The 24,794-nt window shown below is 61.0% G+C and carries 23 protein-coding genes; 7 read left to right on the top strand and 16 right to left on the bottom strand.

Annotation, left to right across the window (positions count from 1 at the left end; all coding sequences use genetic code 11):
* Positions 1–12: 12 nt before the first annotated feature.
* Complete coding sequence (locus tag DA915_RS03470; protein ID WP_003503147.1) at positions 13–234, top strand: DUF2093 domain-containing protein; 222 nt, start codon at positions 13–15, stop codon at positions 232–234.
* A 231-nt stretch (positions 235–465) separates the two neighbouring features.
* On the opposite strand, the gene lpxK is transcribed toward DA915_RS03470, so the two are convergent.
* From lpxK to DA915_RS03440, 6 genes are all read right to left on the bottom strand, one after another.
* Positions 466–1,512 carry a tetraacyldisaccharide 4'-kinase gene (lpxK, locus tag DA915_RS03465; protein WP_080865888.1) on the bottom strand — a complete coding sequence of 349 codons (1,047 nt, stop codon included), beginning with the start codon at positions 1,510–1,512 and terminating at the stop codon, positions 466–468.
* Positions 1,513–1,661: 149 nt separating this feature from the next.
* A complete protein-coding gene (locus DA915_RS03460) occupies positions 1,662–2,399 on the bottom strand; it encodes an HAD family hydrolase (protein WP_003503151.1) in 738 nt (245 codons plus the stop codon).
* A complete protein-coding gene (waaA, locus tag DA915_RS03455) occupies positions 2,393–3,715 on the bottom strand; it encodes a lipid IV(A) 3-deoxy-D-manno-octulosonic acid transferase (RefSeq protein WP_020010543.1) in 1,323 nt (440 codons plus the stop codon). The genes DA915_RS03460 and waaA overlap by 7 nt, the downstream gene beginning before the upstream one ends.
* Positions 3,716–3,930: 215 nt before the next feature.
* Positions 3,931–4,170 (bottom strand): DUF4170 domain-containing protein, encoded by a 240-nt coding sequence (locus DA915_RS03450; protein WP_003503155.1) that lies wholly within the window; start codon positions 4,168–4,170, stop codon positions 3,931–3,933.
* Positions 4,171–4,231: 61 nt separating this feature from the next.
* The gene (locus DA915_RS03445) at positions 4,232–5,038 is read right to left on the bottom strand and encodes a 3'(2'),5'-bisphosphate nucleotidase CysQ (RefSeq protein WP_107675167.1); all 807 of its coding nucleotides are present in this window, start codon (positions 5,036–5,038) and stop codon (positions 4,232–4,234) included.
* A gap of 93 nt (positions 5,039–5,131) precedes the next feature.
* Positions 5,132–6,478, bottom strand: a complete 1,347-nt coding sequence (locus DA915_RS03440; protein ID WP_087744264.1) for a TldD/PmbA family protein — start codon at positions 6,476–6,478, stop codon at positions 5,132–5,134.
* Positions 6,479–6,594: 116 nt separating this feature from the next.
* Here DA915_RS03440 and DA915_RS03430 point away from each other — a divergent pair, with 116 nt between their 5' ends.
* Positions 6,595–8,391 (top strand): cation:proton antiporter, encoded by a 1,797-nt coding sequence (locus DA915_RS03430; RefSeq protein WP_107675165.1) that lies wholly within the window; start codon positions 6,595–6,597, stop codon positions 8,389–8,391.
* 61 nt (positions 8,392–8,452) lie between these two features.
* Here DA915_RS03430 and DA915_RS03425 read toward each other — a convergent pair whose 3' ends face one another.
* The 3 genes from DA915_RS03425 to DA915_RS03410 all read right to left on the bottom strand — a co-directional run bounded on the left by DA915_RS03425 (position 8,453) and on the right by DA915_RS03410 (position 12,063).
* Positions 8,453–9,379, bottom strand: a complete 927-nt coding sequence (locus DA915_RS03425; protein WP_003503164.1) for a patatin-like phospholipase family protein — start codon at positions 9,377–9,379, stop codon at positions 8,453–8,455.
* A gap of 187 nt (positions 9,380–9,566) precedes the next feature.
* Positions 9,567–10,124: a 16S rRNA (guanine(966)-N(2))-methyltransferase RsmD gene (gene rsmD, locus DA915_RS03415; protein ID WP_003503166.1), complete on the bottom strand. Its 558-nt coding sequence runs from the start codon at positions 10,122–10,124 to the stop codon at positions 9,567–9,569.
* Entirely contained in the window at positions 10,105–12,063 is a 1,959-nt protein-coding gene (locus DA915_RS03410; RefSeq protein ID WP_003503168.1) for a pseudouridine synthase, read from the bottom strand. The genes rsmD and DA915_RS03410 overlap by 20 nt, the downstream gene beginning before the upstream one ends.
* Before the next feature lie 71 nt (positions 12,064–12,134).
* Here DA915_RS03410 and DA915_RS03405 point away from each other — a divergent pair, with 71 nt between their 5' ends.
* Positions 12,135–12,593 carry a nucleoside deaminase gene (locus DA915_RS03405; RefSeq protein ID WP_003503170.1) on the top strand — a complete coding sequence of 153 codons (459 nt, stop codon included), beginning with the start codon at positions 12,135–12,137 and terminating at the stop codon, positions 12,591–12,593.
* A gap of 50 nt (positions 12,594–12,643) precedes the next feature.
* On the opposite strand, the gene DA915_RS03400 is transcribed toward DA915_RS03405, so the two are convergent.
* The 4 genes from DA915_RS03400 to DA915_RS03385 form a co-directional block, all read right to left on the bottom strand.
* The gene (locus tag DA915_RS03400; RefSeq protein ID WP_020811949.1) at positions 12,644–13,285 is read right to left on the bottom strand and encodes a hypothetical protein; all 642 of its coding nucleotides are present in this window, start codon (positions 13,283–13,285) and stop codon (positions 12,644–12,646) included.
* A 142-nt stretch (positions 13,286–13,427) separates the two neighbouring features.
* Positions 13,428–16,331, bottom strand: a complete 2,904-nt coding sequence (gene ileS / locus DA915_RS03395; RefSeq protein WP_107675163.1) for an isoleucine--tRNA ligase — start codon at positions 16,329–16,331, stop codon at positions 13,428–13,430.
* 280 nt (positions 16,332–16,611) lie between these two features.
* Positions 16,612–17,592 (bottom strand): bifunctional riboflavin kinase/FAD synthetase, encoded by a 981-nt coding sequence (locus DA915_RS03390; RefSeq protein ID WP_035261003.1) that lies wholly within the window; start codon positions 17,590–17,592, stop codon positions 16,612–16,614.
* A 47-nt stretch (positions 17,593–17,639) separates the two neighbouring features.
* A complete protein-coding gene (locus tag DA915_RS03385) occupies positions 17,640–18,488 on the bottom strand; it encodes a TIGR01459 family HAD-type hydrolase (protein WP_107675162.1) in 849 nt (282 codons plus the stop codon).
* Positions 18,489–18,857: 369 nt separating this feature from the next.
* On the opposite strand from DA915_RS03385, the gene groES reads away from it, so the two are divergent.
* The 4 genes from groES (at position 18,858) to DA915_RS03365 (ending at position 22,529) form a co-directional block, all read left to right on the top strand.
* Positions 18,858–19,154 (top strand): co-chaperone GroES, encoded by a 297-nt coding sequence (gene groES / locus DA915_RS03380; RefSeq protein ID WP_003503180.1) that lies wholly within the window; start codon positions 18,858–18,860, stop codon positions 19,152–19,154.
* Positions 19,155–19,228: 74 nt separating this feature from the next.
* Positions 19,229–20,863, top strand: a complete 1,635-nt coding sequence (groL, locus tag DA915_RS03375) for a chaperonin GroEL (protein WP_099085620.1) — start codon at positions 19,229–19,231, stop codon at positions 20,861–20,863.
* Between the two features lie 628 nt (positions 20,864–21,491).
* Complete coding sequence (locus DA915_RS03370) at positions 21,492–21,926, top strand: hypothetical protein (protein WP_003503182.1); 435 nt, start codon at positions 21,492–21,494, stop codon at positions 21,924–21,926.
* Positions 21,927–22,082: 156 nt separating this feature from the next.
* Positions 22,083–22,529: a DoxX family protein gene (locus DA915_RS03365; RefSeq protein ID WP_003503183.1), complete on the top strand. Its 447-nt coding sequence runs from the start codon at positions 22,083–22,085 to the stop codon at positions 22,527–22,529.
* Between the two features lie 62 nt (positions 22,530–22,591).
* On the opposite strand, the gene hisG is transcribed toward DA915_RS03365, so the two are convergent.
* From hisG to DA915_RS03350, 3 genes are read right to left on the bottom strand one after another with little or no spacing between them, the layout of a single operon-like run.
* Entirely contained in the window at positions 22,592–23,284 is a 693-nt protein-coding gene (hisG, locus tag DA915_RS03360) for an ATP phosphoribosyltransferase (protein ID WP_003503184.1), read from the bottom strand.
* Positions 23,281–24,408 (bottom strand): ATP phosphoribosyltransferase regulatory subunit, encoded by a 1,128-nt coding sequence (locus DA915_RS03355; RefSeq protein WP_107675161.1) that lies wholly within the window; start codon positions 24,406–24,408, stop codon positions 23,281–23,283. Before DA915_RS03355 ends, hisG begins: the two co-directional genes overlap by 4 nt.
* 16 nt (positions 24,409–24,424) lie before the next feature.
* A complete protein-coding gene (locus tag DA915_RS03350; protein WP_099085622.1) occupies positions 24,425–24,793 on the bottom strand; it encodes a VOC family protein in 369 nt (122 codons plus the stop codon).
* Position 24,794: the final 1 nt, after the last annotated feature.

The following is a 24,794-nucleotide window of genomic DNA, read 5'->3' as shown; positions in this document are numbered from 1 at the left end:
AGACGAAAACGGATGAACAGATTTGAAGGAGGCGGCAACCGCCTCGCCGTCATCGAATATCTCGACGGTGACTTCCGCATCGTCCAGACCGGCTCGCATGTCATCTGCGCCATGACAGGCAAGACAATCCCGGTTGATGAGCTGCGCTACTGGAGCGTGGCGAGGCAGGAAGCCTATGTGGATGCGGCGGCTTCGCTGGAGGCCGAAAAGAAGGCTGGTAATTTGCCCGCCTGATAAGGGCGCGGAAGCACGCCCATAAAGAGCCATGCGTGAGAAGGCTTTTTCACGCTGAGACTGCTCAACTCTCCACCCTCATCCCTGTGCTCGTCACAGGGATCCAGCCAGCCCAAGTCCTTGGGCTGACAAGGCTCTTCCCGCCACGCAGACGCGTGTCGACTGGATTCCTGTGACAAGCACAGGAATGAGGAGAGGTAAGGTGGCGGGCGGCTTACATTCGGAAAAAGCTTAAAGCGACGTCCGCGCATTTTCCCGCAGCAAACGCGCGCGGCAGTTCCCTACCGCCGTCTCGATGATCGTCGTGGCCGCGTTGGGGTCATCGAACACCATGTCGATTTCGATCACCAGGCTGTTCCACAGTAATTCTTCCGCCCGGCCGTGGTGGCCGTTGAGCCGCACCGCATCCTTGGCCGTCGTCACCAGCTGCAAATTTTGCTTGCCGGCGTCCTGCAGAAGATCGGCGATCTCGTCGTCGCTGAAGTGGTGATGATCCGGGAAAGAGCGCTGCAGCACGATCTCGCCGCCGAGCGCCTCGACGGTTCTGAAGAATTTGGCCGGGTCGGCAATGCCCGCATAGGCCAGCACGCGCCTTCCCCTGAAGTCCTGCGGCTCCTGTGGGGTGATCGCCGCAACGAAGACGGGTTTGGCAGCCTTTGCCGCCTGCCTGACCAGCGCATCGGCCGCATGGCCTTTGCCGACCTTCAGGAGCCCGGTCATATGCCGCATCTGTTCGGCAAGCGGCGCTCTTACCGGACCGCCCGGCACGAGATGGCCGTTGCCGATGCCGCGCACCGTATCGATGACAACCAGCGCATAATCCAGCGTCAGGCGCGCGCTCTGGAAACCATCATCCATGATGATGAGATCGACGCCTTCCTTCACCAGCCGGTGCGCACCTTCCACCCGCTTGCGGGAAATGACCGTGATCGCCTCGCGCGCCAGAAGCAGCGGCTCGTCTCCGACATCGGCGGAGCGGTGCTGTCCGGGATCGACAAGGGTGGTAACGTCAAGCGTGCCGCCATAACCGCGGCTGAGGAATCCGGGTTTCAGGCCTTTTGCAACGGCGGCTCTCGCAATTGCCATCGCTGTCGGCGTCTTGCCGGCGCCACCCACGGTGAAGTTGCCGATGCAGATGACCGGAACGGGAACACTTGCCCGTTTCGCTGTCCGCATCCGCCGGCCGGCAACCTTCCCGTAAAGAAGCGAGAAAGGAGACAGGAGCCACGCCTGCCAGCCCGCTTTCTGCCACCAGAACGGCGGCGCTTCAGAAACCATCTATTCCCGCTCCCGGCCGCGTCGCCCACGGCATTCCGTTCGCTTGTCACATGTCAGGGAGGTTGTTTGCCAGAAAAAACCGTAAATTGCAAAAATGGATTAGACGGTTCCACCGGGCCATGCCGGGCCCGGCGGAAATCTAACCGGGTTCAGAGAGCCCGTTCCGGCAAAAGCGCTTCGAGAGCGGTAATGTCCTCGAAACAATAATCAGCATCCGCACCCAGGCTTTCGCGCGAGCCTGTTCCCGTCAGGACGGCGATACGCAGACCGGCTCCGGCATTTTTCGCCATGTGCAGATCGTGGTTATTGTCGCCGACAACGGCCACGCGTTCCGGCGGGAAGCCGATCGCCTCGCAAAATCCCAGAACCATGCCGGGCTGCGGCTTGGTGCCGTAACCGCTGTCATATCCCGCGACGAAATCGACGTCGTTTTCGAAACCGAAGCGGATGGCCGTCTGTCGAATGGAGTTTTCATTGTCGCTGGAGGCAATGCCGAGCTTGTAGCCGCGCGCCTTCAACCTTGCGAAAAATGCCTTGAGATCGGTCACCGGCACGGATTTATCCGCAGCCTCGGTGAACAGCCGGTCAAGGCGAGCAGTCAGTTCCCCGACATCGCAGGGCGAGCCCGCGGCAACCAGACCGGCGGCAATTTCCGCCGTGTTGCCGGCGGCCAGCAGGCTGTCCGGCACCACATGACCGGTAACGGGGTCCATGCCGCAGGCGGAGAGAAGCCGGTCGGCGAGAACGGGATCGCCCTTGGCCGCGATGGCCGCAAGTTCGCGGTTCACCGGTCCCCAGCTGGCGTCATAGCCTAAAAGCGTTCCGTCCTTGTCGAAAAGGACTGCGGCGATCGATTGCGCCGCGTTGAGTTCGATATCCGCTACCATGAACCGATGGCGCTCCGCGGTTGCAGCTTGGCGGAAACGGTGAGCGGATTGATATAGGGCTCCAGCGCCTTGACGGTGGAGGACAGCGCGCCGCGCATATCCTGAATGACCCGGTTGCCCGCATCGATCATCTTGTAACGCTCATTGTCGTTGACCAGGAGGTAATGCACCGCCTTGGCCAGCATCTCGACATCCCGAATGATACGACCGCCGCCGGCACGGATGAGCTTCTGATAGGCTTCGCGGAAATTCTGCACATGCGCGCCTGACAGGACGGCGCAGCCGAGCATCGCAGGCTCGAGCGGGTTCTGCCCGCCTTCGGCCGTCAGCGAGCGGCCAACAAAGGCAAGTTCGGTCAGCCGCAGGTAAAGCCCCATTTCGCCGATGGAATCGCCGAGGAAAATATCGGTTTCCGGCGTTATCACGTCATTGCGGCTGCGACGCGCCACGGTGAGCCCCATGCCCTTCAGCATGGCTTCCACATCATCGCCGCGCTCGGGATGGCGCGGCACGATGATGGTCAACTGGCCATTGCGGGACTTGATCGCCGCATGCACGGTGGCGGCAGCCTTCTCCTCGCCGTCGAAAGTGGAGATGGCGGCCCATGTCTTGCGATTGCCGACCTGCTTGCGATAGTGCTCCAGAAGCGCCTCGTCACAGGGCGGCGGGTCGGTATCGCCCTTGAGATTGCCCGAAATCACCACCGGCCAGGAGCCGAGATCACGGAAACGTTCGGCATCGAGATCGGACTGAGCAACCACCAGCGCCAGCTTTGAAAACAGCGATTCCGCAATATCATGCCGGGCTTTCCAGCGGTCGAAGGAACGGTCGGAGAGACGGGCATTGACCCGGATCTGCGGAATGTGCCGGCGCTCCAGCTCCATCATCGTCACCGGCCAGATTTCCGATTCCGCTGTGATGGCGGCATCCGGCGCCCAGTAGGTGAGGAAGCGATTGACCGCGATCTTGATGTCGAGCGGCACATATTGGTGGATCACGTCATCGCCGAGCCGGGTGCGGGTCAGTTCGGCCGAGGTGACCGTGCCGGTGGTCAGAAGCACGAAGATATCGCGCTTGCGGATTTCACGGATCAGCGGGATGAGGGCAAGGGTTTCGCCGACACTTGCGGCGTGGAACCAGACGAGCGGGCCGCGCGGGCGCTCGGCGCTCGCATAACCGAAACGTTCGAGCCGGCGGCGCTTGTCTTCCTTGCCCTTCGCGGCCCGATAGGACAGATAGGGCTTGGCGAACGGGTACGCGGCGATACCGGCAATGCGGTAACCGGAAAGAGCGAAACGTGCGAGACGGCTGCTCATGACATTCTGCCCTTGATCATTCCGCGCAATGCCCTGCCCCTGTTCTGGTTGTTATCGCCGCCTACTTCTTCTTAAATTGCGTCATTTTTTGTCATCGGAAACGAAAGCGCGATCACATTTTCTCGCAACGGCATTCCCGGCCTGCGCCGCTCGCGCAGGAATCACGGGAAAGCTCGCCTTCACCCAATAGTATTACAACGCAAGGGCAAAAGGACTCAAATTTTATCGTCCGGATTGAGAAGACGGTGCATATGCACGATAAAATAACGCATATGGGCGTTATCAACAGTCATTTGCGCCTTGGACTTCCATGCGGTGAGCGCGGAAGCATAGTCCGGATAGATGCCGACGATATCGAGCGCGTTCAAATCCCGGAACTGAACATCCTGAAGGTTTTCAAGTTCGCCGCCGAAGACGAGGTGCAGCAGCTGTTTCGGTTTGCCAGATTCCGTCATTTCTTAGTCTCTTTCTTAAACGCTGAGAGAGGCCTTCATCTGCGGGATTTCCCGGCAAACGTCAACTGTCAGACAGATGTGAAAACGCTTTCAAAAGTGCAGGCAGCGCATAATCTGCTGCAGCGCACAATGCGGGGTGGTTAACCTGCCGGCGATTATACATCAGAGGTTTTCCATCGAGCCCGACCAGACGACCACCGGCCTTCTCCAGAATGAGGTCGGCGGCGGCCAGATCCCACTCGTGCGAGTTGGCCTTGACCAGCGTTCCGTCGATGCGGCCATCCGCCACCATGGCCAGCCGGTAGGCGAGCGAGGGCACGTGTGGAATGCGTTTGACGGTGCAGCGCACCTCTTCCGGCAGATGCGTGATCACGTCTTCGGGCGCTGCCAGATGGAAGATGCCGGCATTTTCGCGCGCGGCAAAAACGGGTGACCCGTTCTTCAGAGCTTCACCACCTTCAAATGTGGTAAACTCCTCCGCAAGCGCCGGGGCGACAAGAGCCGCGACCACCGGTCGGCCTTCATGCACCACCGCGACGCTGACGCACCATGTATCCCGGCCGCCGATGAAGGCGCGGGTACCGTCAATGGGGTCGACGACGAAGACGGTGGAGCGGGAAAGCCTGTCCGTATCGTCATCCGTCTCTTCGGAAAGCCAGCCATAATCCGGCCGGGCGGAGCGCAGGATGGTTTCGAGGATTTCATTGGCGGCGTAATCGGCCGCGCTGACCGGCGAAAGCCCGCCATTTTTCCACCAGACCTCGGGATCCTTGCGGAAGAAACCGAGGGCCGTCTCACCCGCCTTGCGGGCGGCTTTAAGGACCAGCCGCAGATCGGAGGCCCAGCGGGCTTCAGCCATATCGTTCATTTTGCCGTCTTTTCCGCGCGCCTCAAACGGCGCGCCCGTTTTTCTCTTCGCACTTGCACATAAAGTGTCGGCGAAAACAACCCGCAGGCCGCCTCACTTGCCCGCGATCGTCATGCCTTCAATGGCGAGCGTCGGGGCCGCGACGCCGTATTTGCGATCGATATCATTGGCCGGCGTGACCCGCATGAACATGTCCTTCAGGTTCGAGGCAATGGTGACCTCGGAAACCGCGAAGGTCTTTTCGCCATTCTCGATCCAGAAACCGCTGGCGCCGCAACTATATTCACCCGTGATCATATTGGCCCCGTGGCCGATCAGCTCGGTGACGTAAAAGCCGGTTCCGACCTGCCTCAGCAAGTCCTCCGGCGAGAGATCGCCCGGCTCCAGCGCGAGATTGGTAGAGGCCGGCGAAACCGCCGTGCCGCCGCGCACGCCGCGCCCGTTGGTTTCAAGGCCAAGTTCCCGCGCCGCCGAAGTGGAAAGGAACCAGTGCTTCAAAACACCGTCCTCGATCATCGTCATCTTCTCGCCCCTGACACCCTCGCCATCGAAGGGACGCGAGGACGGGCCGCGCACGATCTGCGGGTCGTCGGTGAGATAGAGGCCCTTTTTCAGAACCTGCTGACCCATTTTATCGCGCAGGAAGCTGGTCTTGCGGGCAACCGAAGCGCCGTTGATCGCGCCGGCAATCGCACCGACGAAGCCGCGGGCGATGCGTGGATCGAAAACCACAGTGATGTTGCTGCCGGTATCGACCTGGCGCGGGCCGACACGCCGCACGACTTTTTCACCGGCGCGGCGGCCGATCTCTTCGGCCGCATCCAGATCGGCATAATAAAGGCGGCTGTCGAAATCGTAGTCGCGCTCCATCTTCGTGCCTTCGCCGGCGATGACGCTGACGGAGCGACTGAAGCGGCTGCCCATATAGCTGCCGGAAAAACCGTGTGACGTAGCGAGGACGAGACCGCCCATGCCACTTGATGCACCCGCACCGGAGGAATTGCTGACGCCCTTGACGCCGAGTGCTGCTTCTTCAGAAGCAAGGGCTGCCTCACGCAGCTGATCGGCCGAGACCTCAGTCGCATCGAAAAGCTGGAGATCGTCATACGACGTCGCAAGCCGCTCCTTGTCCGCCAGGCAGGCAAAGGGATCTTCCGGCGAGACCTTGGCCATGGCGACGGCCCGTTCCGCCAGCGTCTTCAGATCGAAGCCGGGATTGGCGGACACGCTCGCCACCCGGCGGCCAACGAAGACGCGCAGGGAAAAATCGTCGCTTTCGGAGGATTCGGTGCTTTCCACCTTGCCGAGCCGCACGCCGACCGACTGCGAGCGCGAGCGGACGACAACGGCATCCGCCTCATCCGCACCGGCGGCACGGGCAAGATCGACAAGTTCGCTGGCGCGATCGAGAAGTTTGGAAGAATCTATTTCTGAGGACATGAGTTGGCCTTTCATTCCTGTTCCATTTATTGTGCCAGCAACCCCGCATCAAGGGCGAAACGCCGCTTTCTCCATTCGGACGGTTTTGTCGCCACCCTATTCGAAAGTCCGCCCGCATGACCGAGCACGACGCTCTCTTTTCCGAACCATTGCTGCTTCTGGCCGGCGCAGTCATCGCGGCCTCCGTTTTCCGCAAGCTCGGGCTTGGCACCGTGCTCGGTTATCTGGTCGCCGGCATCATCATCGGCCCGTTCCTGCATCTGGTCACGGATGCGAAGGACATCTTCAACGTCTCGGAACTGGGCGTCGTTTTCCTGCTCTTCATCATCGGCCTTGAACTCAAGCCTTCACGCATCTGGCAGATGCGGCGCGATATTTTAGGCCTGGGGTTGGCTCAGGTGCTGGTGACCGGCAGCGTGCTGGCGGCCATTGCATGGTGGGCGGGGCTGATCGACTGGCGGGGAAGCGTGGTTGCGGGTTTCGGTCTTGCGCTTTCCTCCACCGCCTTTGCGCTGCAAATCCTTGCCGATGACGGCGACATGAATACGCGGCATGGCAACCGGTCCTTCTCTATCCTGCTGTTTCAGGACCTTGCCATCGTGCCGCTTCTTGCCCTCGTCACCATTCTTTCCAACCGCCCGGATGTGCCGACGGATTCGATGGTGTCCGATCTCATCGCCTCCGTCGTTGCTGTGGCGGGCATGGTGCTGGCCGGGCGTTACCTGCTCACGCCGATGTTCCAGATCATCGCCCGCACGGGTGCGCGTGAAGTGATGATCGCGGCCATGGAGATGGTCGGGCTTTCCATGGGCATGGGTGCGCTGCTGGCGGGGCTGATGCTGTCGGAATCTTCCTATCGCCATGAGCTGGAGGCCGATATCGAGCCGTTCCGCGGGCTGTTTCTGGCGCTGTTCTTCATGGCCGTCGGCATGTCACTGCACATCCATATCGTTTATGAGCACATCGTCCTCATCCTGATCGCCGTGCCGGCGATGATGGCGGTGAAGGCTGCCCTGATCTATGGCCTCTGCCGCATCGCGGGCTCCTCGCGTTATGCATCGAGCCGGATTGCGCTGCTTCTGGCGCAGGGCGGCGAATTCGGTTTCGTGCTTTTCACCACGGCGGCGGCCTCCGGGCTGTTTCCGCAGGCAACCGCCTCGATCCTCGTTGCCGTTGTCACGCTTTCCATGGCGCTGACGCCGCTTCTGGCCGTGATTTCGCGGCGGCTGACGGCGGAGGATGCGGAAGAGGACAAGCTGGAAGAGGATTTCGACGGGGCGGGCGCGGATGTGCTGATGATCGGCTTTTCCCGTTTCGGCCAGATCGCCTCGCAAATCCTTCTCGCCGGCGGGCGCGACGTAACCGTCATCGACAGTTCCGCCGACCGTGTGCGTCAGGCCGCCCGCTTCGGCTTTCGCATCTTTTTCGGTGACGGCACCCGCAAGGACGTGCTGATCGCCGCCGGCATAGAAAGGGCCGATCTCGTGGCGGTCTGTACCCATAAAAAGGAGGTCACCGACCGTATCATCGACATGATCCAGTCAGAATTTCCAAGCGTGCGCATCTATGCCCGCTCTTATGACCGCGTGCATTCCCTCGACCTCAGGAAAAGAGGCGTGGAATATGAAATCCGCGAGACGCTGGAATCCGGCCTGCTGTTCGGCAGGCGCATTCTGGAGGGGCTGGACATGGACGGCGAAAGGGCGTTGGCAATCGCCGACGATATTCGCGAACGCGACGAGCAGCGGCTGGAGCTTCAGGCCGTCGAAGGCCTCGCCGCCGGCCGGCAGATGCTGCACAACAAGCCGGTGCGCGAGGTGAAGCCGGAACCGCTGATGAAGCCGAAGACCAAGGCGGAAAAGTGGGAGGAGGAAGAGGGTTCGGAGGAGAGCGAGACGGAAGTTTCGCTGTGATTCAAAGGCGATGGCTGAAAGAGCGCCACTTGTTTCCCAGCGAATATCCAGGACGTACCGCTCAAGCCTCCACACCCTGCCCGCGATGAAACAGCTCCACCTGCATGTCGATCTGCCGTTTCAGGTCGTCCTTGATGCTAGCCGACGCGTTCAGCACCTCCTCGGACTTCAGGAAATCCAGCACGCCGAAACGGTGCACCGGCGGGCGCAGGAAAATATGCGGCGGGCGTAGCCTCAGTTTCAGGGCGATTGCCGCCTGCATCATCAGCTGGCTGGCGCCGAACAGACTGTCCAGCCGGTTCGGCATGGTGGTGCCGTCGCCTTCGGGGCCGCCGACAACATCGACGCCGATGACGATATCGGCCCGATCCAGCAGATGTTCGTAGGGCACGGGGTTGAAGATGCCGCCATCGATCATGATGCGGCCATCGATACGAACAGGCATGAACAGTGCCGGAATGGCCGCGGATGCCGCCAGCGCCTGGATGATCTCCCCGCGTTCCACCACCACTTCGGTCTGCGCGTAATAGTCTGTGGTTATCACTTTGAGCGGAATGGCAAGCTCCGAAAAATCCTTCGGCAGAGCCTGCGGCATCAGCGCGTGCAGAATGAGTTCGAGGTTGAACTGCCCAAGGCGAAAACCGTCCACCGCGTGTCGCATCGATGCCGGGCCGAGGCTCCAGAGCCGGTTGGCGACCGAGCCCTTTCGTCCCATGAGTTCAAGCGTGTATTCGCGGATTTCGCGGCCGGTCATGCCGGCTGCCATGCCCGCGCCGATGATGGAGCCGATGGAAGAACCGGAAATCGCGACGGGCCGGATGCCGAGTTCGTCCAGCGCCTCGATGACGTTGATGTGGCAGATGCCCCGCGCCCCGCCGCCGCCGAGCGCCAGTCCGAATGTCGGCTCGTGGCCACCCGCGCCGTCAACTTGGAGAACCTCTTCCCCGGCGCGGACGATCGTGACGCTTTCGTTTACACCCTGCTCCATGCGAACACCCAAATTCTTTCCGCAGCAAAGACTCTGCCTATTTGGCAAACAAGACAAGACCGTGGCGTGACGGGAGGTGTTCCTATTAGAGTGTTTTCGCTTTTCTTCGAATCGCGAAAACACTCCAACTCTTTGTTCTGCCGCATTTCCGGACGGAAAACCGGGCTCCACTTTTCCTGGAAAGGTTCTAGGGCTCGTAGCGGTAGAAATGCATTTTCGTGTCGCCGAAGATGCGGCTTTCGAGCGGCTTGAATACCGGATCGACCTTCACCGCCACATCGCCGCGCTCTTCCAGAATGGCAAGCGCGCCAGGTGTCAGCCAGCCGCCGCCATGGGCTGCCGAGAAAGCCTTCTCACCATGGCCATGGCCATAGGGCGGGTCGGCGAACAGAAGATCGAAGGGCTCGATATTGTTGACGCCGCCGAGCTTGGTGGCGTCACGCCGCAAAATGCGGGCGCGGCCATGCAGACCCAGCGCATCGATATTTTCCCAGAGCAGCCCCCTGCCCTCCACGCCGTTTTCGACGAAGAGCGCCACACGACAGCCGCGCGAAAGCGCCTCCAGACCAACCGCGCCCGTTCCGGCAAAAACGTCCAGAACGCGCGTGCCGTCCAGACTTTCCGGATAGGCGTGGCTTAAAATGTTGAAGAGGCTTTCCCGCGTCCTGTCGATGGTCGGACGAATGGAATTCGATTTCGGCGCGGCCAGTGTCCGGCCGCGGAACTCACCGCCTACGATCCGCATTACGTGTCATTCCCCTGCCTCCAGAAGGTTTGCCACCCGGGCCTTTGCCGCCCGGCTTGCCGCCGCCGGGACCACCGGGGCCTTTGCTCTTGCCTGAGAAACCAGAACGTTCGCCACGCTCGCCCGATTTCCCGAAGGACGGCTTGCCGAATCCGGGTTTACCGCCCGGCTTGCCGCCACGAGGCTTGTCTCCCGCCGGGCGCTCGCCGCGTGGGCGCTCACCGTCTTCACGGGGCCTGTCACGGAACGGACGGTCACCGAAAGGTTTTTCACCGCGGGCGGTGCGATCACCGAAACTCTTCTCGCCGCGTGGGCGGTCACTGCGCGGACGATCACCCTCTTCACGCGGCTTGTCACGGAACGGCCGGTCGCCGAAAGGTTTGCCGCCGCGCGCCGGGCGGTCACCGAAGCTCTTTTCGCCGCGCGGACGGTCGCCACGCGGGCGATCACCTTCTTCACGCGGCTTGTCGCGGAATGGCCGGTCGCCGAACGGCTTTCCGCCGCGGCCACCACGATCGCCAAAGCTCTTTTCGCCGCGCGGACGGTCGCCGCGTCCGCGGCCACCTTCTTCTTCGCGGGGGGAATCTGAGCGGATCCACTCGCCCTCGGCATCCGCATGCCGCACAACGTTGCGGCGCGCCTCGTCCTGGGCGGAAGGCTTCTTGAAGAGGTTTTCGGCTTCCGCGCGGGCGGAAGACTTGCGCTCCTTGCCATCACGGGTGGGCCTTGCACCGGGCGCCATCCAGACATTGGCCGTGCGGCTGGTGCCGGCGGGCTGGCGTGGGCGGCGGTCGTCGCCATCATCCTCGCTGCGGCCCTTTGCGCCAAATTTCCCGGCGGGCTTGGAGCCGAACTTGCCAGCCGGCTTGTCGCCGCGCTTGGTATCCAGCCGTCCGAGCGCCTTTTCGCGACGGTCTTCCGGCTTGCCGGCAGCCTTGTCGAAACGCGGCTTGCCTTCCGGCGCATCGCTCTTTGCCCATTCGGACTTCACCGCCCGCTTCGGCGTGTTGTCTTCCTCGTCTTCAACGGGCGCATTATAGATCGGCGCGTCAAAATTGGCGCCGGCCTGTTCGATCAGACGCGGTCCGAGCTGGTCGCGCAGCATGCGGCCGCGCACTTCCAGCACCTTGCCTTCGGCGAGATCGCCGAGCTGGAACGGACCGTAGGAAACGCGGATCAGGCGGTTGACCTCGAGGCCGAGTGCGCCGAGCACGTTCTTGATCTCGCGGTTCTTGCCTTCACGCAGGCCCATGCTGATCCAGACGTTGTGACCCTGGGTACGGTCGAGCGTCGCGTCGATTGCGCCGTAGAGCACGCCATCGACGGCAATGCCTTCCTTCAGCTTGTCGAGCGCTGCCTGATCGACCTCGCCATGGGCGCGGACGCGGTAACGGCGCAGCCAGCCGGTGGTCGGCAGTTCCAGCACGCGGGAAAGACCGCCATCATTGGTGAGCAGCAGCAGGCCTTCGGTATTGATATCGAGGCGGCCGATGGACAGAACGCGCGGCAGTTCGCTCGGCAGATTGTCGAAAACGGTCGGGCGGCCTTCCGGGTCGGAATTGGTCGTCACCAGACCGGCGGGCTTGTGATAGAGCCACAGGCGCGTGCGCTCGGCACCGCGAATCGGCATGCCGTCGACTTCGATCTTGTCCGACAGCGTGGCGTTGACCACCGGCGTATCCAGCTTGACGCCGTTCAGCGACACGCGGCCTTCCATGATCATGCGCTCGACATCGCGGCGCGAGGCCACACCTGCGCGCGCCATGATCTTGGAAATGCGCTCGGGCTTGGAGCCGCCAACGGTTTCCGGCGCCGGGGCGGCCTTTGCCTCGGTCGGTTTCTTTTCGCGCTCTGCGGCGGGCTTGCCGGGGCCTTTCGGCTTCTTGTCGCGGCTAATTGTCTTGCCGCCGTCACGCTTCGGCTTGTCTTTAAAAGTCATTTGCTGTTTGCCTGTTGTTTGGGCTGTCCTATCAGGTCCAAGCACAAGGGTTAAGAGGAAATTGAAACGCAATGGCCGAAAGGACGCATTTCATGGAACTGGCGCTGGCGGAAGCCCGTGCCGCCGGCGAGCGGCAGGAGGTTCCGATCGGCGCCGTACTGGTTCTGGACGGCCGCGTCATCGCCCGTTCCGGCAACCGCACCCGTGAATTGAATGATGTGACGGCGCACGCCGAAATCGCCGTGATCCGCATGGCCTGCGAAGCGCTGGAGCAGGAACGCCTGCCCGGCGCTGATCTCTACGTGACACTGGAGCCCTGCACCATGTGTGCTGCGGCGATTTCATTCGCCCGTATCCGCCGGCTCTATTATGGCGCGGAAGACCCGAAGGGCGGCGCGGTGCATAATGGCGTGCGCTTCTTCAGCCAGCCGACCTGCCACCACGCGCCGGATGTCTATTCCGGGCTGGCGGAAAGCGAAAGTGCCGACATCCTGCGGCAATTCTTTCGCGAGAAACGCCTCGACGATTGAGCGGCCGGCGGGAGGCTCATGCTTTCCCGCAGGCCATCAGCCATTCGTTTTTACTGGAAGGGGTTCCACCAGCTCTTGCCGGTGCCGGCGACTGCCGCTTCTTTCTTGCGGCGCTTTTCTTTCTTCTGCTCCGGCTCGCCGAGATCGGTCAGCTGATCCTGCGGGACGCTGCGATATTCAGCCGGCGGGTCGGTGAGGAACTTGCGCTGGGCGTTGACGACGGAGCCGCCCTGGGCTTCGGCCTTCGCCTTGCGGAAGGCTTCCCATTTCTGGCTTTCGGTCATCTGGCCGGCAGTGCCGTTACCGGCGAGCAACGGCGAGCGGTAATGCGGGTTGTTCTTGTTGGCATCCGCTTCGTCGCGCAGACGTTCGCGGGTTTCTTCCGGCGATTCCACCCATTGCGGGTTGTTTTCGCGGCTTGCCATGTTCTGCTGCGGCGTGGCCAGCTGTTCGGCACGGGTCTGGGCGGGAACGACGAGACCCGGGCGGGGGCTGTATTTCAGGTTGCGCTTGCTCTGGTCACCGGTGATCGAGGTCGCATTGCCAAGATCGTCGACAAGCTGTTCAGCCGCCGTCTTGCCCGTACCGTAGGTCGGGCTCGTGCAGGCGCCGAGCAACACGCCTATCGCCGTGATGCCAACAACCGTGCGAAACATGCCCAAACCCTGCGCATTACCCTGCATCGTCTTCATCGAAACCCTTCCAGCCGTCCGTCCCACTGCGCCAGACATCGTCTTTCGGCAGGCGGCAGCCCGCATTGCCGTGCAAATCCGGCCATTTTCAGGCAGGTGTACCGGATGAAGAGGCAAAGCGCAATTCATCCGGCCATTTTCATTATGCCAGGGCTGCAAGCTCGCGCAGCGCGGCCGCATCGCGGGCGGAAACCTCCGGATAGTCCGGATCGGAACCGACATCGGTGGTGATGCGCCAGGAGCGAGCGCATTTTACGCCCTCCGCCAGCTTCTGCTCGACCACGACCTTTGCCACTTCCGGCAGGCGGAAGCCATCGGCGGGGCCTTCGTCACCAACCACCGAGATGGCCGAGGTGATGCAGATTTCGGCGAAATCCTGCCCCTTCAGCGCCGCCAGAAGATCGGCGTCGGCAATGTGCACGACGGGTGCCGCTTCGAGCGAGGAGCCGATACGCTTTTCGCGGCGTTCGACTTCCAGCGCGCCTGTCACGACCGTGCGGACCTTGCGGATTTTCTCCCACTTCGCTTCCAGCGCATCGTTCTTCCATTCGGCCGGGATTTCCGGGAACTGGACGAGATGCACCGATTCCGCATCCGGATAACGCGATAGCCACGCTTCTTCCGTCGTGAAGGGCAGCATGGGCGCGAGCCACGAAACGAGGCAGTCGAACAGCTTGGCGATGACCGACAGCGATGCCCGGCGCTTCAGCGACGACGGCGCGTCGCAATAAAGCGTGTCCTTGCGGATATCGAAATAGAAAGCCGAAAGCTCGACATTGGCGAAATCCACCAGCGCGCGGGCGATCTTCTTGAACTCGAAGCCGTCATAACCCTCGCGCACGACCTTATCCAGATCGGACAGGCGATGCAGCACCAGCTTTTCCAGCTCCGGCAGATCGTCATAGGCGATCTCTTCGCCCTTATAATGGGCGAGCGTACCGAGCATCCAGCGGATGGTGTTACGCAGCTTGCGATAGGCATCGACATTGGTCTGGATGATGGCCTTGCCGAGACGCTGGTCTTCCCAGTAATCCGTCGTCATGACCCACAGGCGCAGGATATCGGCGCCGGCGTCCTTCATGACTTCCTGCGGCGAGACGACGTTGCCCTTGGACTTGGACATCTTCTCGCCCTTCTCATCCATGGTGAAACCATGGGTGACAACGGCGTTATAGGGCGCGCGGCCGCGCGTCGCGCAGCTTTCGAGCAGCGACGAATGGAACCAGCCGCGATGCTGGTCGGAACCTTCCAGATAGACATCCGCCGGCCACTTCATGTCCGGGCGGTCTTCAAGCGTGAAGGTGTGGGTGCAACCGCTGTCGAACCACACATCGAGGATGTCCATGACCTGCTGCCATTTGGCGTGGTCGTGGTCATTGCCGAGGAAACGTTCCTTGGCGCCTTCGGCAAACCAGGCATCCGCACCTTCAGCTTCGAAAGCCTCGATGATACGGGCGTTGACGGCCTCGTCGACCAGAACCTCACCATGCTCGTCGGCGAAAACGGCGATCGGCACGCCCCAGCTGCGCTGGCGCGACAGAACCCAGTCGGGCCGGCCTTCGATCATGGCGCGCAGGCGGTTCTGGCCGGAAGCCGGAACGAAACGGGTCTGATCGATGGCGTTCAAGGAGCGCGAACGCAGCGTCGTGCCGTCGCCCAGTTCCTTGTCCATATAGACGAACCATTGCGGCGTGTTGCGGAAGATGACCGGCTTCTTGGAGCGCCAGCTATGCGGATAGCTGTGCTTCAGGCGGCCGCGGGCAAAGAGGTTATGGGCCGCGATCAGCGCCTTGATGACGCGGTCGTTGGCGTCGCCCTTCTTGCCGTTGTCGTCCATGACGCGGGCAGCGCCGCCTTCGGCGGACGGGCCGAAACCGGGAGCGTCCTCGGTGTAGAAACCGTCATCACCAACCGGGAACGGGATGGCCGACGAGACGCCGCGCGCTTCCAGCTCGCGCTGATGCGCGGTCCAGACGTCAAAGTCCTCGCGGCCATGGCTCGGCGCGGTGTGCACGAAGCCCGTACCGGCATCGTCGGTGACGTGATCGCCTTCGAGAAGCGGAACCGGGAAATCGTAACCGAGCGCCGCCAAAGGATGGGCGCAGGTGATGGCGGCCAGTTCTTCGGTTTTCACGTCGCGAACGAGCTTGAAGGTCAGCTTCGCCTTGGCGGCGGCCTCATCGGCCAGCTTCTTGGCGAAGATCAGCTTTTCACCCGGCTGCGGACCGAAATCGTTCTGGGCGCTCTCGACTTCGAACAGGCCATATTCGACCCGCGAAGAAAACGCGATGGCGCGGTTGCCGGGGATGGTCCACGGTGTGGTCGTCCAGATGACGACGGAAACGCCGGCAAGCGCGGGCGCAGCGTCCTTTACCGGGAACTTCACCCAGATCATGTCACTCTCGACATCCGCATATTCGACTTCGGCTTCCGCCAGCGCCGTGCGCTCGACGACCGACCACATGATCGGCTTGGAGCCGCGATAGAGCTGGCCGCTCTTGGCGATCTTCAGGAGTTCGCCGGCGATGCGGGCTTCGGCGTGGAAGTTCATCGTCGTGTAGGGGTTTTCGAAGTCGCCCTCGATGCCGAGACGCTTGAACTCTTCCGACTGGACCTTGATCCAGCCGGCCGCGAAGTCACGGCATTCCTTACGGAATTCGTTGACCGGAACCTCGTCCTTGTTCTTGCCCTTGGCGCGATAGGCTTCTTCGATCTTCCATTCGATCGGCAGGCCGTGGCAATCCCAGCCCGGAACGTAATTGGCATCGTAACCGCGCATCTGGAACGAGCGGGTGATGACGTCCTTCAGGATCTTGTTCAGCGCATGGCCGATGTGGATGTTGCCGTTGGCATAGGGCGGGCCGTCATGCAGCACGAATTTCTCGCGGCCGGCGGCGGAAGCGCGGAGCTTTTTATACAGCCCCATTTCCTGCCAGCGCTTCACCGTTTCCGGTTCTTTCTGCGGCAGGCCGGCACGCATCGGGAAATCCGTCTGCGGCAAATAGAGGGTCGAGGAATAGTCGAATTTTTCTGCGGTGTCGCTCATAATTGTACCGTTGTTGCGCGCCGTGTCGGTCGCGCCGTCTCAATTTCAAAGAGGGCAAATACGGAAAGCGCCATGTCAAATGCCATGACGAGCGCCAAAATCCCGGACCTTCCGGCTCTTCAGAGCGGGCGGAAGGCCGGGCCAATAATTCGGCCAATCTGAACTGTAAACTTCAACCGGTATTGGGACATGGCCGGTTGTTTATGCGGTTTTCCGGTAAAAAGGAAGAGAAAAGCGACGGCAATATCGGCCGGAATACGGGCTTGCCGGCCTCATCAGCTCAAAACGCAATCTTCGCATCCAACGCGCTGAGCGGGCGCACGCCCGATAGCATCGCTCTCGCCTCTTCTTCATCGCGCCTGATCTGGGCAACGAGCGGATCGAGGCCATCGAATTTCAATTCATCGCGCAGGTGCCCGAAGAAGGAGACCGAACAGACCTCACCGTAGAGATCGCCGGAGAAATCGAAGACGAATGTTTCGAGCAGCGCCGCGCCGTTTTCGGTGACGGTCGGACGATAACCGAAGCTTGCCACGCCATCGTGGATAGAACCATCGGGGCGACGGAACCGCACGGCATAGATGCCGGCCTTCAGTTCCGTTTCCGGGGCGAGCGCCATGTTGGCGGTGGGATAACCCAGCGTGCGCCCCAGCTTCTGGCCGCCAATGACCTCGCTTTCCACCGTGAAGCGGTATCCGAGCAGGCCTGCGGCGCCTGCCACATCACCGTCGCACAGAAGCGAGCGGATACGGCTGGAGGAGACGACATCCGCACCCTCGTCGCGGAAGGCATCCACCAGCGTCACATCAAAACCATGGCGTTTGCCGGCCTCCATCAGGAATGCCGGGCCACCTTCGCGGCCCTTGCCGAAATGGAAATCGAAGCCGGTGACGACGGCGCTGGCATGAAGCCAGTCGACCAGGATGGATTGAACGAATTCCTCCGCCGAGCGCTGCGAAAATTCCCGGTCGAAGGGATATTCGATGACGGAGCGGAAACCGATGGCCTCAAGGATGCGCGCCTTCAAAGGCGCGGGCGTGAGGCGAAACACCGGCGTGTCGGGACGGAAGACGGAACGGGGATGCGGCTCGAAGGTCAGTACCAGCGCGGGAACGCCACGGGCTTCCGCCAGTTCCAGAGCACGATCCAGCACAGCCCGGTGGCCGCGATGCACGCCGTCGAAATTGCCGATGGCGATGACGCCGCCACGAAGAGCTTCCGGCAGCGGCTCCTTTTTTTCATTGCGGTGAAAGACGGTCATGGCAATCGATCCATTCCTGCGCCAGCTATTCCTCAGGCAAGATATCCTCAGGCGAGACGGGGCATCCACCAGCCGGGAGCTGCACCCTGCCCCTTCAGATAGGCGTTCAGAAGCGCCTCGTCCGTCTGGCCGTTCAGCGTATATTCCGCCGCGTGAATGCCGCCGCTGATATAAAGAAGGTTGAGGCCGCTCGCAATCGCGCCCTTCACATCCGTCGGCATGCCATCGCCAATGGCGAGCACGCGATCCTTCGGGAAGGAGCCGCGCACTTCCTTGGCGGCAGCTAAGCAGGCTTCGTAGATCGGCGCGTGCGGTTTGCCGGCAATGCGGACTTCGCCGCCGAGCTGTTCGTAATAGGCGGCCATGGCGCCGGCGCAGGGAATGATGCGCTCGCCGCGTTCCACCACCAGATCGGGGTTGGCGCAGATCATCGGCACCTTGCGGGCAATGAAGCCCTTGAGCATTTCGGTATAGTCTTCGGGCGTCTCCGTCTCGTCGTCGAAGAAGCCGGTGCAGACCACGGATTCCGTTTCCGCCTCGCCGACACATTCGACATCGAGACCTTCCAGCAGCGGCATGTCCCGTTCCGGGCCGAGCAGGAAGACCTTTTTTGGGCCTTCCGCGATCAGACCACGGGTAACGTCGCCCGAGGTGATGATACGGTCATAGGCCTCATCAGGCACGCCGAGAACGCGAAGCTGGGCGATGACGCCGGGGGCGGGACGCGGCGAATTGGTGATGAGCACCACCGTCTTGCCAGCCTTGCGCGCTTCCCGCAGCGCAACCGCCGCATCCGGAAAGGCGCTGACCCCATTGTGCAGCACACCCCAGACATCCGAAAGAATAACGTCGAACCCATCAGTGATTTCGCCGAGAGTGAGAATGCGGTGGGCCATGAGATGCTTTCCGGATGCGAGAAGAGGGTGAGCGTCACATCGCAAAGCGGGACGCCGATGGCAAGGAAAAAAGCGGTGCGTGACCGGTCTTCGGCCCCGCCTGACGCAGCATGAACACAAATGTCCCGCAGATGGATGCGACGCGCATCGCGCGAAAAGAATGTCGTCATGGCGCGCATCCGCACATGGGAAATTTCTGTCATGGAACGCTGATAACCATAAGCCATGAAATTTTTCAGACAGGGCGTTCTTGACTCCGGCAGATGCCCTCCTTATCTCGGTTCCGCTGGCACTCGATAAAGGAGAGTGCTAACACCCATCAGGCGAGTTCCAAAAGCTCGCGCAGTCATTTGATCGAGGGATTAGGCAATGACAAGCACCAATTTCCGCCCGCTTCATGATCGCGTCGTCGTTCGTCGCGTTGAATCCGAAGCAAAGACCAAGGGCGGCATCATCATTCCCGATACCGCCAAGGAAAAGCCGCAGGAAGGCGAAATCGTCGCCGTCGGCTCCGGCGCTCGCGATGAGGCCGGCAAGGTCGTCGCTCTCGACGTCAAGGTTGGCGATCGCGTCCTGTTCGGCAAGTGGTCGGGCACCGAAGTCAAGCTCAACGGCGAAGACCTTCTGATCATGAAGGAAGCCGACATCATGGGTATCATCGGCTGATTTCGCCGAACCCATTGTTTCCTTAAATTTCAAGCCGGATCCATTCCGGCCGTTCGAAACCAGGAGTTTTGAAAATGGCAGCCAAAGAAGTCAAATTCGGCCGCTCAGCGCGCGAAAAGATGCTCAAGGGCGTCGACATTCTTGCTGATGCAGTGAAGGTAACCCTCGGCCCGAAGGGTCGTAACGTCGTTATCGACAAGTCCTTCGGCGCTCCGCGCATCACCAAGGACGGCGTTTCGGTCGCTAAGGAAATCGAACTGGAAGACAAGTTCGAGAACATGGGCGCACAGCTCGTTCGCGAAGTTGCCTCCAAGACCAACGACATCGCCGGTGACGGCACCACGACGGCAACGGTTCTGGCCCAGGCCATCGTTCGCGAAGGTGCAAAGGCAGTTGCTGCCGGCATGAACCCGATGGACCTCAAGCGCGGCATCGATCTTGCTGTTGCAGAAGTCGTCAAGGACCTTCAGGCCAAGGCCAAGAAGATCAACACTTCGGAAGAAGTTGCACAGGTCGGCACGATCTCCGCAAACGGCGAGCGTCAGATCGGTCTCGACATCGCTGAAGCAATGCAGCGCGTCGGCAACGAAGGCGTCATCACCGTTGAAGAAGCCAAGACCGCTGAAACCGAACTCGAAGTCGTCGAAGGCATGCAGTTCGACCGCGGCTACCTGTCGCCTTACTTCGTGACCAACCCGGAAAAGATGGTTGCGGACCTCGAAGACGCTTACATCCTTCTGCACGAAAAGAAGCTTTCGAACCTCCAGGCCATGCTGCCTGTTCTCGAAGCTGTCGTTCAGACCGGCAAGCCGCTCGTCATCATCGCTGAAGACGTAGAAGGCGAAGCTCTTGCAACGCTCGTCGTCAACAAGCTGCGTGGCGGCCTCAAGATCGCTGCCGTCAAGGCTCCTGGCTTCGGCGACCGCCGCAAGGCCATGCTGGAAGACATCGCCATCCTGACCGGTGGTACCGTCATTTCCGAAGACCTCGGCATCAAGCTCGAAAGCGTTACCCTCGACATGCTCGGCAAGTCGAAGAAGGTTTCGATCTCCAAGGAAAACACCACGATCGTTGACGGTGCCGGCCAGAAGTCCGACATCGAAGGCCGCGTTGCCCAGATCAAGGCGCAGATCGAAGAAACCACTTCCGATTACGACCGCGAAAAGCTGCAGGAACGTCTTGCCAAGCTCGCTGGCGGCGTTGCCGTGATCCGCGTTGGCGGTTCGACGGAAGTTGAAGTGAAGGAAAAGAAGGACCGCATCGACGACGCTCTCAACGCAACGCGCGCTGCTGTTCAGGAAGGCATCGTACCGGGCGGCGGCGTTGCCCTGCTGCGTTCTTCCACGAAGATCACCGCCAAGGGTGCAAACGACGACCAGGAAGCCGGCATCAACATCGTGCGCAAGGCTCTGCAGGCTCTGGTTCGCCAGATCGCAGAAAACGCAGGTGACGAAGCTTCGATCGTTGTCGGCAAGATCCTCGACAAGAACGAAGACAACTACGGCTACAACGCCCAGACCGGCGAATATGGCGACCTGATCCAGCTCGGCATCGTCGACCCGGTCAAGGTTGTACGTACGGCTCTGCAGAACGCAGCTTCGGTTGCTTCGCTGCTGATCACCACCGAAGCCATGATCGCCGAGCTTCCGAAGAAGGAATCGGCAATGCCGCAGATGCCCGGCGGCGGCATGGGCGGCATGGACTTCTAATCAGTCCTGTCACTGGAATAAGAAAGGGCGGTCTTCGGATCGCCCTTTTTCTTTGCCGTCCCTGCACGTTTGACGAAAGGGGCGTCATCTTTGGGCCTGTCCCGAGCATCTGCAACCGATTGATTTCCCGCGACGTGATTAGATCCTCGGCACGAGGCCGAGGAGGACGTCGTCTCTCTTGCGAGAGATGCCTCATAAAATCAACCGGTTGCATAATTCTGAAGGCCGAAAGCGGAAGCGCTCAAATATTGTCCCGTTTTGGAACAGCCATGATTTTATCCGGCTATTTTTTGCCATCCCATGCAATAATGCGGCAGCGCCATGAGCGAATCACCACCCCAAAGGTGCTCGGTTTTCACTCGGACCGGCTTATAAGTGCGCTATTTAGTTGTGCTTTTTCGCAAATCTCGCGATTTTGAAGAAGAAATACATAATATTTTTGATTTTCTCACTGACTGGTTGTTGTAGGTAGGGGAAAATAAACTATAAGTCAGCCCCCGTAAGGGTTCCGCGACTGGGCGGCGAGCATTGAAGGGGTTTCGATGCTTGGCAAACACGTTCGACTGCGGGTGGCGGTAAAGGTTCAACCTGGCAGAGGCGCTAGAAATGGCGGCGCTGGCACGTGTTCATGCGGGGGCGCGATTTGTTTGAAATATCAAGACGCAACGATGCTCTGCCAACGGCGGTGACGACCACGCCCGATCCCCGGACCATGTCGCATTTCTTCATTTCGGAGGAGTGGAGCAGCGATCTTTCGAGCGGCGTCATCCGGCTCGGCGAACACGCATCATTCATGCACGGCCTGCCGCCGGGCGAGTGCGGGTTGCTGAGCCTTGTCCGCTGTTACGACCGCGCTGACCACGCCCGCGTGCTGGAACTTTTCGAGCAGGTTTCCACGGCGCCCTCACGTTTCTGTTTTTCAACCGGCCTTTCCATCTTGCCGGCAATGCGGCAGCCGGTCATCTGCATGGGTGAATCTTCCGGCTTCGAAGACGGCCAGCAAGGGCGCATATCAGGGCTTTTCCTGTTTCCGCGTCTTGAGGATATTCGCTTCGCCGCCTAAGGCTTTTTGCAGCGATGCCATCCACCGTTCACAAAATGAAGACAATTTGTCTTCTGTTGTTCATCTTTATGGATGAGTGATTTTCCGACATTGATGTCTCCAGACATTGCCCTGCAGATCAACCGGCAACACGCCGATCAATTACCGGAGATATCCATGTCCAGCAGCCAGAACGTTCTCGTTCTCATCGCCCGCATTCTGCTTTCCTTCATCTTCATTACTTCGGGCTTCAGCAAGCTCGTCGATCCGGCCGGCACGGCCGGCATGATCACCGGCGCCGGCCTGCCCGCCGCAACCGCGCTTGCCTATGTCGCAGGCCTGTTCGAACTCGTTGCCGGTCTTGCCATTCTCGCTGGTTTCCAGACCAAAATCGCCGCCTGGGCGCTTGCCGTCTTCTGCGTCTTCACCGGTCTGGTTTTCCACAGCGGCACGGTTGCCGTTCCCGGCTGGCCTGAACCGGCTCTTGGCTGGATCAACACGCTGAACGGCATCATGATGGTGAAGAACATCACGCTTGCCGGCGCTTACATCCTGCTTGCCGCCTTCGGCGCTGGCGCCTACTCCGTCGACGCAAAGCGCGGCGCGGCTGTGGCCCACGCCTGAGCCAGATAGATCGACCAACAAAAAAGCCGCCGGATCGCTCCGGCGGCTTTTTTTGTCTGGCGTCAGACCGCCGCCCTTATGCGCGACGCGATCTCCTCAACCCTCGCATCGCCATCGTGCTCCGGCTTGCGGGCGCGGACAAAGCAGGCCTCCGAACGGACGATGATGCCGTCGGAGAGGATTTTCAGATGATTGGCTTTCAGCGTCGAACCGGTTGAGGTGATATCGACGATGATATCCGCCTGCCCCGCCGCCGGCGCACCCTCGGTCGCGCCAAGGCTTTCGACGATACGGTAAAGCTGGATGCCGTGCTGGCGCGAAAAGAACTGCTGCGTCAGCCGCCAGTATTTGGTGGCGATCGCCAGCCTGCGGCCATGACGGGCGCGGAATTCCGAAGCGACGTCGCCGAGATCGGCCATGCTGTCCACATCCAGCCAGATTTCCGGCACGGCGACCACAACGTCGGCATGGCCGAAACCGAGGCGGGCGCAGAATTCCACCTGCGCATCGGCATTGGTCAGTCCCTCGCGCACAAGGTCCTCACCCGTCACGCCGAAATCCACCGTGCCCGCGCCGATCTCGCGGGCGATCTCGGAGGCCGACAGATAGGCGATCTCGATATCGTCCCGTCCTTCGATACGGCCGCGATAGGAGCGGTCATTGCCGACGGCCGCGACCTTCAATCCGGCGCGTTCCAGAACGGCCGAAGCGTCTTCCTTCATCCGGCCCTTGGAGGGCAATGCGATGGTGATCATGGCTTGTCGCTCCCCCGCACCGCTTCGATGCGATCCAGCCAGAGCGAAAAACCCACAGCCGGTATTTTTTCCTGTGCGCCGAGCAGCGTCAGCAGCCGGTCGAAACGGCCGCCACCGGCCAGAACGCTGTCTCCACCCGCTTCCACCACCTCGAAAACAAGGCCGGTATAATAATCGAGCGGACGGCCGAAGGCCGCGCCATAGGTGACGGTCTCAAGATCGACACCGGCATTGGCAAGGGCTGCGACACGTTTGTCGAAAGCGGAAAGCGCGCCATCCAGCTTCAGCTTCGCCTTTGCGGCAAAATCAGCCAGAACCTGCGAGGCCTGCAGCAGCGGCGCCTTCAGGGCCAGAAACTGCTTGAGCAACGCGAAGCTATCATCCGGCAGGCGGGTGGCCGCAAGCGCCAGTTTCTCCCGCAGACGGCGGGCGATTTCCTGCGGCGAACGGCTGGCATTGGTGGAATAGCCGGTCTCCTGCATCACCGTATCGAGATAATCGACCAGCACCGCCTCGTCGCCAGTCGCCAGCAGGCCCGCGACCCGGGCATCAAGACCGGTCATCGGCTTGGGATGCACGAGGCTTTCCAGCAGCGCGTCGAGCTGCGCCATATCGCCAAAGGCCTGCACCAGCCGCTTCTGCCAACCGAGCGGCAGGCCAAGGGCGGCAACCACCGCCTCGAACACCTGCTGGTCGCCCAGCGTAACGGCAAGCACCCGGCCCGGCAGCAGGCGCTGCAGAATGCCGGTGGCATCGATGACGGCACGGGCATCGGCGGCGGCAATATCGGTATCGCCAAGGTCTTCGATGCCGGCCTGATAAAACTCGTTCGCACCTTCACGACGCTGGCGGAAGACCTCGCCCAGATAGGAATAACGCTTCGGCGTGCCGGTCGCCGTCTCGATATGGCGCAGGCAGACGGGGATGGTGAATTCGGGACGCAGGCAAAGGCTCGTCCCCGTTTCGCTCTCCGTCATGAAGATACGGCGGCGCAAATCCTCGCCGGCCATATCCAGAAACGGTTCGGCGGGCTGGATGACGGGCGTGTTCACACGGCTCGTGCGCCGCGCGGCGAATTCTTCCAGTAGCTCTCCGGAAAATTCCGGCATGTCGATCAGGGGCATGAAACGGTACTTTTCGTCACGGTTCGAGCGGTTGCATCAATTCGATGCGGTTTCCGAAGGGATCATGGACATAAAACCGGTGATATCCTTCAAACGGCTCATCCTCAATCACATGGTAGCCCGCAGTTTCAAGTGTTTTTCGCAAGATCGCCAGATCATCGACCAGAAAGGCCGGATGGGCTTTCCGCGCCGGCCGGAAATCTTGCTCAACGCCGAGATGCAGTTTTATCGGGCCGCAGGTAAACCAGCATCCGCCACGCGCGGCCAGATTAGCGGGTTTGACCTGCTCCGCAAAGCCAAGCAGGCCGCCATAAAAGGCACGCGCCTCATCTTCGCGGCCCGCCGGCATCGCCAGCTGAACATGGTCGAGCGCAAGGATCGCCATG

The organism is Agrobacterium sp. LAD9 (assembly GCF_003031125.1).
Classification (GTDB): domain Bacteria; phylum Pseudomonadota; class Alphaproteobacteria; order Rhizobiales; family Rhizobiaceae; genus Agrobacterium; species Agrobacterium radiobacter.
The sequence above is the reverse complement of the archived record's forward strand: the minus strand, read 5'-3'. Positions and strand labels throughout refer to the sequence as shown.